General features: G+C 44.6%; 13 protein-coding genes. 8 read left to right on the top strand and 5 right to left on the bottom strand.

Going from position 1 to position 12,583, the window contains the following annotated elements; translation table 11 throughout:
* Positions 1 to 17 precede the first annotated feature (17 nt).
* Both ppdK and LDX50_RS07985 read left to right on the top strand, forming a co-directional pair.
* Positions 18 to 2,753 (top strand): pyruvate, phosphate dikinase, encoded by a 2,736-nt coding sequence (gene ppdK, locus LDX50_RS07990; RefSeq protein ID WP_225697916.1) that lies wholly within the window; start codon positions 18 to 20, stop codon positions 2,751 to 2,753.
* An 89-nt stretch (positions 2,754 to 2,842) separates the two neighbouring features.
* Positions 2,843 to 4,144, top strand: coding sequence for a M20 family metallopeptidase (locus tag LDX50_RS07985; protein WP_225697915.1), 1,302 nt, complete (start codon positions 2,843 to 2,845; stop codon positions 4,142 to 4,144).
* Between the two features lie 24 nt (positions 4,145 to 4,168).
* Here the strand turns inward: LDX50_RS07985 and trxA are convergent, their stop codons facing one another.
* Together trxA and LDX50_RS07975 are read right to left on the bottom strand one after the other, a co-directional pair.
* A complete protein-coding gene (gene trxA / locus LDX50_RS07980) occupies positions 4,169 to 4,492 on the bottom strand; it encodes a thioredoxin (protein WP_225697914.1) in 324 nt (107 codons plus the stop codon).
* Position 4,493: 1 nt separating this feature from the next.
* Positions 4,494 to 4,781 (bottom strand): rhodanese-like domain-containing protein, encoded by a 288-nt coding sequence (locus LDX50_RS07975; protein ID WP_225697913.1) that lies wholly within the window; start codon positions 4,779 to 4,781, stop codon positions 4,494 to 4,496.
* Positions 4,782 to 4,902: 121 nt separating this feature from the next.
* Between LDX50_RS07975 and LDX50_RS07970 the strand changes: the two genes are divergently transcribed.
* Both LDX50_RS07970 and LDX50_RS07965 read left to right on the top strand, forming a co-directional pair.
* Positions 4,903 to 5,070: a hypothetical protein gene (locus LDX50_RS07970; protein ID WP_225697912.1), complete on the top strand. Its 168-nt coding sequence runs from the start codon at positions 4,903 to 4,905 to the stop codon at positions 5,068 to 5,070.
* On the top strand, positions 5,030 to 5,275 hold the full coding sequence (locus LDX50_RS07965; RefSeq protein WP_420828561.1) for a hypothetical protein: 246 nt from the start codon (positions 5,030 to 5,032) through the stop codon (positions 5,273 to 5,275). Before LDX50_RS07970 ends, LDX50_RS07965 begins: the two co-directional genes overlap by 41 nt.
* Before the next feature lie 43 nt (positions 5,276 to 5,318).
* Here LDX50_RS07965 and LDX50_RS07960 read toward each other — a convergent pair whose 3' ends face one another.
* Together LDX50_RS07960 and crtD are read right to left on the bottom strand one after the other, a co-directional pair.
* Positions 5,319 to 5,987 carry a carotenoid biosynthesis protein gene (locus LDX50_RS07960; RefSeq protein ID WP_225697911.1) on the bottom strand — a complete coding sequence of 223 codons (669 nt, stop codon included), beginning with the start codon at positions 5,985 to 5,987 and terminating at the stop codon, positions 5,319 to 5,321.
* Positions 5,984 to 7,453, bottom strand: a complete 1,470-nt coding sequence (gene crtD / locus LDX50_RS07955; protein ID WP_225697910.1) for a 1-hydroxycarotenoid 3,4-desaturase CrtD — start codon at positions 7,451 to 7,453, stop codon at positions 5,984 to 5,986. The genes LDX50_RS07960 and crtD overlap by 4 nt, the downstream gene beginning before the upstream one ends.
* 120 nt (positions 7,454 to 7,573) lie before the next feature.
* On the opposite strand from crtD, the gene LDX50_RS07950 reads away from it, so the two are divergent.
* Positions 7,574 to 9,676 carry a c-type cytochrome gene (locus tag LDX50_RS07950; RefSeq protein WP_225697909.1) on the top strand — a complete coding sequence of 701 codons (2,103 nt, stop codon included), beginning with the start codon at positions 7,574 to 7,576 and terminating at the stop codon, positions 9,674 to 9,676.
* A 4-nt stretch (positions 9,677 to 9,680) separates the two neighbouring features.
* Here the strand turns inward: LDX50_RS07950 and LDX50_RS07945 are convergent, their stop codons facing one another.
* Complete coding sequence (locus tag LDX50_RS07945) at positions 9,681 to 10,064, bottom strand: hypothetical protein (protein WP_225697908.1); 384 nt, start codon at positions 10,062 to 10,064, stop codon at positions 9,681 to 9,683.
* Between the two features lie 246 nt (positions 10,065 to 10,310).
* On the opposite strand from LDX50_RS07945, the gene LDX50_RS07940 reads away from it, so the two are divergent.
* From LDX50_RS07940 to LDX50_RS07930, 3 genes are all read left to right on the top strand, one after another.
* On the top strand, positions 10,311 to 11,387 hold the full coding sequence (locus LDX50_RS07940; RefSeq protein ID WP_225697907.1) for a fatty acid desaturase family protein: 1,077 nt from the start codon (positions 10,311 to 10,313) through the stop codon (positions 11,385 to 11,387).
* 89 nt (positions 11,388 to 11,476) lie between these two features.
* Positions 11,477 to 12,013, top strand: coding sequence for a P-loop nucleotide/nucleoside kinase family protein (locus LDX50_RS07935; protein ID WP_225697906.1), 537 nt, complete (start codon positions 11,477 to 11,479; stop codon positions 12,011 to 12,013).
* Positions 12,014 to 12,025: 12 nt separating this feature from the next.
* Entirely contained in the window at positions 12,026 to 12,424 is a 399-nt protein-coding gene (locus tag LDX50_RS07930) for a hypothetical protein (RefSeq protein WP_225697905.1), read from the top strand.
* Positions 12,425 to 12,583: the final 159 nt, after the last annotated feature.

The raw sequence follows: 12,583 nt of genomic DNA, 5'->3' as shown, positions 1-12,583 counted from the left end.
TCAAATGCCCAATTATTATGGAAAAATATGTTTATAAATTCGGAAACGGAACCGCTGACGGTCATTCTGGAATGAAAGACCTGCTGGGCGGCAAGGGAGCAAACCTGGCTGAAATGGCCAGAATTGGAATTCCATTGCCTCCCGGATTTACTATTACCACTGATGTATGCAAGCTCTTCCAGCAAAAAGGGAGGGATGCAATACATGATATGATATTCGATCAGGCCCTTGATGGCCTGCATTTCATCCAGGATGTTATGGGCACTGATTTTGGAAGTAGCGAAAATCCATGTTTGCTATCTGTTAGATCCGGTGCCAAACAATCCATGCCTGGAATGATGGATACGGTTCTTGATATTGGTATGAATGATGAGGCAGTTGAAGGTCTTGCCAAACTCACAGGGAAAGACCACTTCGCATGGGATGCGTACCGACGCCTGATTCAGATGTACGGGGATGTTGTAATGAAGGTGGTAGATGAACACGGTGAAAATCCCTATGAAACCGTTCTTGAGGAACAAAAGCGCAAATACGGAAAGCGTTATGACAAGGATCTCACTGTAGATCAGTTGAAAGAGCTTGTTCAGCTTTACAAGGAGACTACTGAAAAGTATGCCGGCAAACCTTTTCCTCAGAATCCCAAGGATCAGATATGGGGCGCTATAATGGCAGTGTTTGAAAGCTGGAATACACCCCGGGCCATCCATTACCGTGAAATTCATGGTATTTCCAATGAAGGAGGAACCGCGGTGAATGTACAGGCTATGGTGTATGGAAATATGGGTGATGAATCTGCTTCCGGCGTGGCATTTACAAGGAATGCAGCGACGGGAGAAAATGTTTTCAATGGTGAATACCTCATTGATGCCCAGGGTGAAGACGTAGTGGCTGGTATCCGTACCCCGCTTCAGATTACATTGAAAGCCTCAAGGAACTGGGCGAAGTTTGCCCACGTAAGTGAAAAGGAACGCGCCGAAGATTATCCTTCATTGGAAGAATATATGCCTGAAATTTTCCATCAGCTGATGGATATCCGTCAATTGCTGGAAGAGCATTTCAGGGATATGCAGGATGTGGAATTCACCATTCAGGAAGGACGTCTCTGGATGCTTCAGACCAGGACCGGTAAGCGAACCGGCAGTGCCATGCTTAAAATTGCCCGTGACATGCGCGAAGAAGGTCTTATCACCGACGAGGAAGCCTTGTTACGCCTGGATCCTGAAAAACTGAATGAGCTCCTCCACCCGGTATTTGAAGCCGGTGCATTGGATAAGGCTACTGTTATTGCCAATGGTTTGCCTGCATCACCCGGTGCAGCCACAGGAAAGATTGTTTTCTTCCAGGAAGATGTTTTTACCTATGTCGAACGTAAGGAACCCGTGATACTGGTTCGGATCGAGACATCTGCAGATGACCTGAAAGGGATGTACGCAGCGAATGGTATTTTAACAGCACGTGGCGGAATGACAAGCCATGCAGCTGTTGTAGCACGCGGATTGGGTAAATGTTGTATTTCCGGAGCAGGAGCCCTCACGATCGATTACCGAAATAAGACGATGACAGTAGGGGATAAGGTATATAAGGAAGGTGACTATATTTCACTGAATGGTTCTACAGGTAATGTTTATGAAGGTAAAATTGATACCGTTGAACCGGAACTTACAGGCGACTTTGAAGAGTTGATGTCACTTGCCGACAGCCATGCACGTATGAAAGTACGGGCGAATGCTGATACTCCGGATGCCGCTTCAGTTGCACGGCATTTTGGCGCTACTGGAATCGGTCTTTGCAGAACAGAGCATATGTTCTTTGAAGGAGACCGGATTGTAGCGATGCGTGAAATGATACTTGCCAACAATGAAGCGGGACGTGAGAAAGCCCTCAAAAAGCTTCTTCCGATGCAGCGGTTTGATTTTGAGGGTATATTCCGTTCAATGAAAGGGTATCCTGTTACCATTCGTTTATTGGATCCGCCACTCCATGAATTCATTCCATTTGAACTGGAAGAACAGACTGAAGTTGCAAAATCACTGAACGTACCTGTGGAAGAAATCACCCGGAAGGCGGAACAACTTCGTGAAGTGAACCCGATGCTGGGACACCGCGGTTGCCGACTGGGTAATACATTTCCTGAAATAACACGCATGCAGACCCGTGCGATTCTGGAGGCGGCACTGAATATTTCCGCCGAAGGGCTCGAAGTAACTCCGGAGATCATGGTGCCATTGGTAGGTGATTATAAAGAGCTGAAAATGCAGCGGGAAATTATTTTGAATGAAGCCAAAGTTGTTTTTGAAGAAAAACACGCTTCAATCAAATTCTCTATCGGAACAATGATAGAGGTGCCAAGAGCAGCAATTACAGCAGATAAAATCGCGCGTTATGCAGATTTCTTCTCCTTTGGAACGAATGACCTCACTCAGATGACCTTTGGATTCTCCCGTGATGATATGGGAACGTTTGTGCCGGAATATCTGAAGAAGGGATTATTGAAGGAAAGTCCGTTCAATGTGCTTGATAATGAAGGTGTTGGATATTTGGTTAAGACGGCTGTTGACCTGGGTCTGAAGACCAATAAAGAGCTGCATTTGGGTATCTGCGGTGAACACGGAGGTGATCCGTCTTCAATCGAGTTTTGCGACAGGACCGGTTTGGATTATGTGAGTTGTTCTCCATTCCGGGTTCCTATTGCCCGATTAGCCGCAGCACAGGCAAATCTGAAGCATTCTAAAAAAGAACTTCAGGATGCCTGACAAATCAGGGTGAAGTTGGGAAGGGCGCTGAGAGGCGCCCTTTTTTTGTTTCCCCCAGCTGGTGTAAATTCGTGCTTTAAGAAATAACTATGAAGTATTTAATTCTGTCAGTATTCATCCTTTTCAATCATTCAGGCCTTGTCCGTGCCCAACTGACCCGTACGGAAAAAAAGATAGTGCAGGAAGTAAATTCCCTGGCTCCGGAACAGCTGGAACTCCTTAAACGAGTGGTCAACATGAACAGCGGCACGATGAATTTCGATGGCGTGCAGGCGGTTGGCAAGGTGCTAATGGAAGAATTTGAGGCACTTGGATTTGAAACATCCTGGGTTGATGGCCAGGAATTTGGAAGGGCCGGTCATCTTCTTGCAACTCATGAAGGAAAACCGGAAAACCTGAAAGTAATGCTGATAGGTCACCTGGATACAGTTTTTGAGCCGGATCATCCATATCAGTCATATACTATTGACGGAGATTCGGTTATGCGCGGACCGGGTGTGGTGGATATGAAAGGAGGGGATGTAATCATTCTTTATGCCCTGCGGGCGATGCGCGAGGCTGGTGCATTGAAGAATATGAATGTCCGGGTTGTAATGACGGGTGACGAAGAAAAAAGTGGAAGTCCGTTATCGTTGTCGAAGCAGCTCCTGGTTGAGACTGCAGAATGGGCTGATGTCGCTATTGGATTTGAAAACGGGGACAGTAATTTCAAAACGGCAGTTATTTCCAGGAGGGGTTCGATACGATGGAAACTTGAAGTTAATGGAAATGCGGCCCATAGTTCCCAGGTTTTTTCGGAGGAGGTGGGTGCCGGAGCGATCTATGAGGCTTCCCGAATTTTGAAGGCATTTTATGACGAACTTTCCCAGGAGCCCTTATTAACCTTTAATCCTGGTGTAATCCTGGGCGGCACGGCAGTTGAATTTGATAATGGAAAGGACGGTGGTACCGCATACGGTAAATCAAATGTGGTTGCCAGTGAAGTGGTGGTTTCCGGTGATATCCGGGCGGTTTCTCCTGAGCAGCTCGCCATGACCAAAGAAACCATGGAAAGAATCGTTTCATCCCATTTGCCGGGAACGGAGGCTGCGATAACCTTTGAAGAAGGGTATCCGCCATTGCCGCCAACACAGGGAAACAGGGAGTTGCTGGATCTGTACAGTACGGTTTCATCTGATCTTGGTTTGGGGCCGGTTTCGGCTGTAGATCCACTCCGTGCAGGAGCGGCGGATGTTTCATTTACTTCCGGACTTGTGGATGCCGCGATGGATGGGATTGGATTGAGCGGCGGAAATGATCATACCGCCAACGAATATGCCGACCTAAACCGTTTGCCTGATCTAACCAAACGGGCTGCGCTTCTGCTATACCGTTTAAATCAAAAAAAATAAGGCCGGATTACACGGCCTTATCACCTATGCCTTTGCGGGCATGTATTGTTTCAGGATATGCTCAAGTGGGGTTACCTGGACAACCCCTGACTGCCCCCACTTCACTTCTCCCTTCTGAAAGACCATCAATGTGGGTACACCCTGGATTCGGTAGTCCATTGCCAGCTTCCTGTTTTTATCAACATCCACTTTTATAATGACCGCATCTTCCCCGACGCGCGTTTTAAGTTCCTTAAGTATGGGAGCCATCATCTGACACGGTCCGCACCATACGGCCGAAAAATCGACCAGGACAGGTTTTTCAGAGTTGATCAACTCATCAAACGAAGCATTTTTGGTTTCAGCCATTTTAACTTGCCTTTTTTGATAATATATAATTCACATCGGTCCATGAACCGGCATTATAACATTCAATTCCCTGCTGTGAAAGATAATATGCCGCCTGTCCACTCCGGTTGCCGCTTCTGCAGCACAATATTAACGGTTGAGGCATGCTTCTTAGTTCCTCAAGCCGCATGGTTACTTCATTCAAGGGTATATTTATACTGCCCGGTGCGTTTGCGCCATTAAATTCCTGTGGAGTTCTCACGTCAATTACCGGAGCACCATTCAAAATATATTCTTCAATTTTATTCATTTCTATTTCGTTTTTTGAAAACATTTATACAAACTAACGAGGATTTAAGGCACTGGTTTGTAACTCATGTTACACAGTAAGGGCCTGTCTTACCGGAACTTTACATTTAAAATATACTGCTATGAAATCGAAGGTTGTACCCGAAAAAGTCTACGAGGAAATTGCGTCAATGATATCAAGCGAGGAAAGTGTTGTAGGAATTGATGCAAAAAAAACACATATCATAATCATTCATAAACTCCAGGAAATTGAAAAACGACTCGACGCAATCGAAAAAAAGCTATCGTAGTTTACTGATGCCATTGCTGGCCAGCCTGACCCTCGGATTAGCGCCATTTGTGCCTGAACCCCATATTGTGGGCAAAATAAGATGGGTCATGGGCGGGGGAACCGGCATGCAAGCCATGGATTATTTCGATCTTTTACTTCATGGAATGCCCTGGGTTTGGCTGTTTTTAGCCATTGGGATCCGGCTCGGAAAAGTGAAGGGGTAATGAAGTCGGCGTGGTTCACTTCGCCATACCTGAAATGAATTACCTATAGACCGTAATAGAAATAGAAGTACGCGAAGAATAACAGCTGGCAGATGTAAACATGCAAGCTGAAAAGAAAATCACCTTCAATTTTAATGTGCTGGAACACTGTGTGAAGGAAGGCAGCTACTACAAACCATCCAATATAATTACTCAAGGGGGCGATACCTCCTTCAAAAACCCAGAAATCAAATACAGGGGCTGGCACCTCCATGAACAAGTCAAAGAGCACCATTAATCCGGCGCCAATCAGGACCTTTAGCCATTTTGAAACTTTGATCCTGTTGGAAATAACCCCTGTGATCAGTACCAATACTGCCCAGTTAATCCCTATAAAAAACGGGACACCGTCGATTTTCGGGCCGAGATTTTCACCATACTCATAAACGCCGAATAATATTCCATAATGAACCCCGAGCCATTCTGCTATCATTCCTCCGGAAAAAAACATTGTAACGGCGAGAATCTTTTTTCCTGAATCAATAGGGAAGAGCCATGCCAGCAGGCAGAAAATCGCAAAAAGATTTAGAGGCGTTTTTTCAATGAACCAGTTTTGATAACCCAGTGTCACGCCAATCAATGCAGAAATATGAAAAAGATAGACCAGGAAAATACCGATGGTCAGCCTGGGTATTGAAATTAATTCCTGCCGTATTTCGAGTCCCCGGATCATGCGTCTGGTATTAAGTCACTTACAATTTTGGCAGATTGAAGGCACAATGGAATGCCGCCTCCCGGATGAACAGAGCCCCCGCAGAAGTATAAATTTTTCAGTCTTCCTGAAAAGTTCGGATGCCTTAAAAAGGCCGAGAATTTAGAATTGCTTGATGCTCCGTACAGCGATCCCCGATGTGAGCTTGTTCTGCTCTCAATCAGAATCGGATCTAAAATTTCTTCCGTTACCAGGTACTTTTCAATATCCGTTTTTAAAATCCTGTTGATCTTTTGGACAATGCGGTCTCTTGATATCTTTTTGAGTGTTTCCCAATCCTGACCATAATTGGCAGGTGCATTGATCATGACAAACCAATTTTCATTTCCTTCAGGCGCATCATCGGTCTCGTCCTTACTTGTGATATTAATATAAACAGTGGGGTCTTCCGAGAATGTTTTTTCTTTGAACAAGCACCTGAACTCCTCCCGGTAATCTTTACTGAAGAATATATTATGAAGGTCAAGTTCCTTAAATGTTCTGCCGACGCCCCAGTAATAAATCAGGGCAGAGCTGGAGCGTTCCTGCCTGAGAATTTTATCTGAACGTTTCAGATCCTTCAACAAAAGATTGTATGTGGAATAGATGTCCATATTGCAAACCAATAAGTCAGAATAATAACTGCCTTGTTCTGTCTGCACACCATTGGCCACCCCACTTTCATGAAGAATTTTCTTTACAGGTTCATTGAGCCTGAATTGAACTTTTTGATCAATGGCCAGCTGATGCAAGCTTTTGGTAATGGCGTGCATCCCGCCTTTTGGAAGAAAACATCCATAATGCATCTCCAAATGAGGAATCAACGACATAACTCCCGGAGTTTGATACGGTGATGAACCATTGTAGGTGGCGTAGCGATTGAACAGTTGAACCAGCCGGGGGTCGGAAAAATATTTTTTATTGGTCGAGTTTAAAGTTGATGTGATGTCCAGTTTATGACTCTGGATGAGTGACTTTAAGGTGTCGAAGGAGAGGTATGTTGAAGCCTTATGAAGTGATTTTTCGAGAAAAACCGATGTTGTCAGGTCATACTTTTCCTTGGCATTCCTCAGGTAATTCTTTAGCGAAACTTCAGATGTATTAAAAGTTCTTGCTGCTTCGCTGATGAATTTGTTGGTATCAGCATGAACACTGAACGTCGTACCATCTTCCCAGAAATAATTACAGACCACTTCTTTCCTTTTGTAATTAAAAAGGGTTCGGGGATCAATATCATGTAACTCAAACAGTTCGTCAACCAGGTGCGGCATTGTGAAGAGCGAAGGACCGGCGTCCCATCGAAAGCCATCCTTTTCGACTACATGCAGTTTTCCACCGACATATGGATTAGCTTCGAAAACAGTTACATCGTATCCTTTTTTCCTTAATCGCAATGCACTTGCAATTCCCGCTATTCCAGAACCGATGATAATGGCGTTTTTTGACATTTCACATAACCTATATCCTATCAAACATTGACATTGAACTTTTGTTAAACCGGCCGTCGTCTTTCTCAATACCCGGAAAGGATTTTTTGTTTCGAAGCGAATGCTCCTTTATATTGAATTATGAATCGATTCTTGTTGTATTTTCTGCTATGTATTTCGGCCGCGTGTTCCACAAGCCCGTCTGCAAACATCGATTGGACCGTAGCGGGGGGGGATCCCGCACGCACACAGTATAGTGGAGCTATTCAGATCGACACTTCCAATGTAAGCCGCCTGCAGGTAGCGTGGGAATATAAAACGGGCGATGCCAGGGAAGGATCTCAAATACAGTGCAATCCAATTGTACTGGATGGTATTCTGTACGCTACGACACCATCATTGCGTTTGTTTGCGCTGGATGCCTCAAATGGCAAAGAAGTCTGGACGTTCAATCCCAGGGATGTTATTGAAGAATTGCCAGAAGCACTGAATACCAACAGGGGGGTAACCTACTGGACAGACGGAGAAAAGAAACGGCTGTTCTATGCTGTGAGTTCCTATTTACTGTCAGTTGATGCACTCACAGGGTTGCCAGATCGCTCATTTGGCACTGAGGGAAGAATTGATTTGCGCAGTGGGCTTGACCGTGATGCAACATCACTATATGTTACGGCCACTTCTCCCGGGGTTATATATAAGGATCTCTTAATTCTAGGCTCCCGGGTATCTGAGTCGAACCCTGCGGCACCGGGACATATCAGGGCATTTGATGTGCGAACGGGAGAAAGAGTTTGGATTTTTCATACGATTCCCCATCCAGGGGAATATGGTTTTGACACCTGGGACGACAGCACTGCCTATATGCGTGCAGGCGGAGCAAACTCATGGTCGGGCATGAGTCTCGATGAAGGACGGGGAGTGGTTTATGCCTCGACGGGTTCAGCAGCGTTTGACTTTTATGGCGGCGACCGGTTAGGGGACAATTTATTTGCCAATTCTATAATCGCTCTGGATGCAGAAAAAGGCACTTATCGCTGGCATTTTCAGACGATTCACCATGATGTCTGGGATCGCGACCTGCCTGCTCCGCCAGTTCTTGCCACGATACCGGTTGATGGTGTTAACAGGGATGTTGCTATTCAGGCAACAAAGACAGGTTTGATATTTGTTCTCGACAGGGATACCGGAGCGCCCGTATTTCCAGTTGAAGAAATGAAAGTTCCGGTCGATGAACATTTACAGGGGGAGGTACTTTCTGTCACCCAGCCGATCCCACAAAAACCAGAGCCCTTTATGAGGCAACGGATGACTGTTGATGATCTCAACGGCCTTATACCAGATTCCTCATTCAAAGCCCTGAAAGAGCAGTTTATGACGTATAATTCAGGTCACCTGTTTACACCGCCTTCAGAAGAGGGAACTGTTTTTTTTCCGGGTTTGGACGGTGGAGCGGAGTGGGGAGGATCATCTTTTGATGCCGAAAGCAGTATGCTTTTTATTAATGCCAACGAAGTTCCGTGGATTATCACGAATATCAGGAAATCCGGAAATGTTGAAAGTCTTACCAAGGGGCAGGTTATTTACCAGGAGCACTGCCTGTCATGTCATGGTCCTGCGCTGGAAGGGGCTGGGAATTATCCCGGTCTGATTGGATTGAAAAATAAGGCAGATGATCGTACCGTGCGTGAACTGCTGAGAGTAGGCCGCGGCATGATGCCAGCTTTAAGTTTTCTGACTGATGAACAGGTTGATGCAGTAACCGATTATGTGCTGAATTATCGGGAGGGAATTACGGAATTGCCTTCAGATTCTTCCTTTTTCCGGGGATATTCAATCCGGGGCTATGAGAAGCTAACGACTCCAGAAGGGCTTCCTGCCATAAGTCCCCCATGGGGTACGCTCAACGCGATCGATCTGGTCTCTGGAAAAATTCGGTGGAAAGTGCCAATTGGGAAGTACCCGGGGCTTGAAACAGGAGGTATCTTAACCGGAACTGAGAATTACGGAGGACCGGTTGCAACCAAAGGGGGTGTGCTGTTCATTGCGGCTACCCCTGATCAAATGTTTCGGGTTTATCGCAAGAGGGACGGAGCACTATTGTTTGAATCAAAGTTACCTGCAGCGGGTTTTGCCACACCCTCGGTTTATGAAATAAATGGGAAACAGTTTGTGGTAATAGCATGTGGAGGAGGCAAGCTTGGATCTCCATCAGGAGATTACTATGTAGCTTTCGCACTGCCCTAGGACGTTACAGGATTTCTTCGACTTTGTATACAAAATATTTTGTATCACCTAGCCAAAACATCCGAACATACTTTTCTTTATAGTACAATTTAACACGTTTGCCATTTTCGATAGCGCGGTCAATATCTTCACGCACCTGGCTTTGGCCATCACGTACAGTAAATTCCCAGGTTGTGGGTATGACACCATCCCCGGAGCTGGTGAGTCCGCCAATATTCATTTCACCTTCCCAGGTCTTGAAGATGGTTCCTTTCCGGCTCACCTTGATGGGCGTACCCGCACGATATCCATCGCTGTAGTTGGCAAAATAGAGGAAGAGAAATATGAGTAAACCCAGTATTCCAAGAGACACGAAAGTCCATCTGATTATCTTCTTTATTAATTCCATTGGGTGTTCTGAATATTGCCTCCGAAAATACAAAAAATCACGGTATTTATCACTGCAAGTTACCAGACGTACCAAATATTACCGAAATGTCCTCAACAATGGAACGTTTAATCACTACCTTTTGTATCTTAGTCAGTCGGCGGAACGCAGGGTGAGTATTTTTAGCTATGGTCCTCTATTTTCTTCTGCACCTAGTGTGGGCTTAATTTTTTAATAATAGGTAGCCCTGTATTTTATTAAATTTATATGATCGTACGATTCAAAAGATCTGATGAATCTTTTCAGAAAAATCTGCAAAAGGCATTGGACAATCACTTCACATCAACGGGAGTTTCCCGTAAGGGTAATTTTAAGATGTATCTTAAATCATTCCTTTTGCTTACCGCATACATTTTGCCGTTTGTGCTCATACTCACCTTACCAATACCCGTTTTCGTCATGTGGCTGGGATGCGTAATAATGGGTTTTGCCTATGCAGGTCTAGGCATGTCATTGATGCACGATGCCTGCCATGGATCTTTTTCAAAGTACAGGATTGTGAATCAGGTACTTGCGTATTCAATGAATTTCCTCGGGGGTAACCGCTTTAACTGGGTTATTCAGCACAATGTAAAACATCATACATTTACGAATATTCACGGCGCAGATGAAGATCTGGAGAACGGGAATGTAATTAGACTTTCACCGCATGCCAAATGGTATAAATTCCATCGCTTTCAGCACATCTATTCATGGTTCCTCTATACACTTGGTACATTAAGCTGGGTGACGTTCAAGGACTTTAAACAATTGATCAAATTGAATGATGATCCCAGGTATGCGAAAAACCTTAACAGGGAATGGGTCATTCTGATCGTTTCAAAAATTCTCTACTATGCCTACATCATTGGAATACCGGCATTGATCCTGAATATTCCATTCTGGTATCTGATTATCGGATTTGTTACCCTCCATATGGTAGGAGGTTTTGTTTTGAGTGTAACTTTCCAGTTGGCGCACGTGGTTGAAGGTGTTGACCATTCCGAGTCTTCTGAATCTCCCGAGAATTCATGGGCGGAACATCAACTGCGTACCACCTCTAATTTTGCGCGTAAAAATTGGTTTCTTACCTGGTATATGGGAGGCCTGAACTTCCAGGTTGAACATCACCTTTTTCCGCATATCTGTCATATTCACTATCCGGATTTATCGCCGATTGTGGCTGAACAGGCTGGTAAAATGGGAATTCCGTATAATGATCAGCCCGGCTTCAGAAATGCGGTTCGTTCTCATTATTTAACGCTGAAAGAATACGGACGTCGTCCTTCCATGCGTGTCGCCTGAGCTGGTTGATGTCTATCACGTGACCGGCTGACCGTCCTCATAGCTTTCGCCAGACTTTTTGCTGATCTTATAAACAAATCAGCAGGGTCATGGTGATAATTGTATTTGGATTACCAGGAACGGGAAAAGTCAAGTTTGCTCAGCGTCTGGCTCAATACCTACAGTTCGATTTTTTAAACACTGCCGCTATTCGGCGTAAATGGATAGCATCACCTTCGTTCAGTAAAAAAGAAAAGGAGGCAGTCTATTTGAATCTTCTCCAGGAAATGTCTGAACATACCCTTGACAAAAAAAACCTGGTTCTTGAAGGCACCTTTTACCTGAAAAGTATCCGACGGGATTTTCATGACGTGGCAGATATTCTGAATACAGAGGTCTACTGGATTGAAATTGTCTCTGATACGTATAATTCAGGCTGGAACCTGTTCCGGCATGACCCGGCTATTTCAGATAAATTTTCAATTTACCGCACTTTGTTGAGTTCATTTGAACCAATGGATTCAAAACACCTCGTACTGGAATACACCCGCGATAGTCGCCTGAATGATTTGATAAGGCTGACCCTCAAATCTATCCCGGGGCTTATGCAAAATGGAAAATCAAGAATGGCTAATCTCACTATTTAAATTTACGTTGAAATGGACAATACTACGCATCTTAACATGCATCGGGAACATGGAATATGGCAGTCCGATATCAAAATGTGGTCCCACGACCTGAAAATGTGGGAACAGGAAATTGAGTCTCAGGAGCAGGTTTTGCAATTTTTCGAAGAGGCGATTGTACAACATAAAATAGCACTTTTAGATCATGTGAGAGTCCTTGCTGAACACCGGAGTAAGCTGGAAAGACACGAGATTGATATAAGTTTGGTAGGTGAAGGCACAAAACTGGACATCGAACTCGCCCGGGAGCACGAAGATGAATATAAACGACATGAGGAACAGCATAAAGCGCATGAACGCTTAAAAAAGTATCATCATAACCTGATTTCCATCACTAAATCATTAAGAAAGGCACTGGAAAGTCCGGTTTAAACAGGATTTTAATAAGAATACAGTAATAAATGGTTGTTACATGGGTGTTATTTGGTTTAAAAGGCCGGAATTATCCGGCCTTTTTATTTAAATGCCGGAGGAGAAAGGACATGGGGTTTATTTGGTTAAACAATTTAGCAATCAGGAATTTGCGCATAG

It is taken from the genome of Fulvivirga sedimenti (genome assembly GCF_020328055.1).
The sequence above is the reverse complement of the archived record's forward strand: the minus strand, read 5'-3'. Positions and strand labels throughout refer to the sequence as shown.

What these genes read in the sequence shown, in the direction of transcription:
- LDX50_RS07975 (WP_225697913.1), bottom strand. Translation starts at nt 4,781, where the DNA reads ATGAATAAAATTGAAGAATATATTTTGAATGGTGCTCCGGTAATTGAC.
- LDX50_RS07945 (WP_225697908.1), bottom strand. Translation starts at nt 10,064, where the DNA reads ATGGAATTAATAAAGAAGATAATCAGATGGACTTTCGTGTCTCTTGGA.
- crtD (WP_225697910.1), bottom strand. Translation starts at nt 7,453, where the DNA reads ATGTCAAAAAACGCCATTATCATCGGTTCTGGAATAGCGGGAATTGCA.
- ppdK (WP_225697916.1), top strand. Translation starts at nt 18, where the DNA reads ATGGAAAAATATGTTTATAAATTCGGAAACGGAACCGCTGACGGTCAT.
- LDX50_RS07950 (WP_225697909.1), top strand. Translation starts at nt 7,574, where the DNA reads ATGAATCGATTCTTGTTGTATTTTCTGCTATGTATTTCGGCCGCGTGT.
- LDX50_RS07970 (WP_225697912.1), top strand. Translation starts at nt 4,903, where the DNA reads ATGAAATCGAAGGTTGTACCCGAAAAAGTCTACGAGGAAATTGCGTCA.
- LDX50_RS07960 (WP_225697911.1), bottom strand. Translation starts at nt 5,987, where the DNA reads ATGATCCGGGGACTCGAAATACGGCAGGAATTAATTTCAATACCCAGG.
- LDX50_RS07985 (WP_225697915.1), top strand. Translation starts at nt 2,843, where the DNA reads ATGAAGTATTTAATTCTGTCAGTATTCATCCTTTTCAATCATTCAGGC.
- LDX50_RS07930 (WP_225697905.1), top strand. Translation starts at nt 12,026, where the DNA reads ATGGACAATACTACGCATCTTAACATGCATCGGGAACATGGAATATGG.
- LDX50_RS07940 (WP_225697907.1), top strand. Translation starts at nt 10,311, where the DNA reads ATGATCGTACGATTCAAAAGATCTGATGAATCTTTTCAGAAAAATCTG.
- LDX50_RS07935 (WP_225697906.1), top strand. Translation starts at nt 11,477, where the DNA reads ATGGTGATAATTGTATTTGGATTACCAGGAACGGGAAAAGTCAAGTTT.
- trxA (WP_225697914.1), bottom strand. Translation starts at nt 4,492, where the DNA reads ATGGCTGAAACCAAAAATGCTTCGTTTGATGAGTTGATCAACTCTGAA.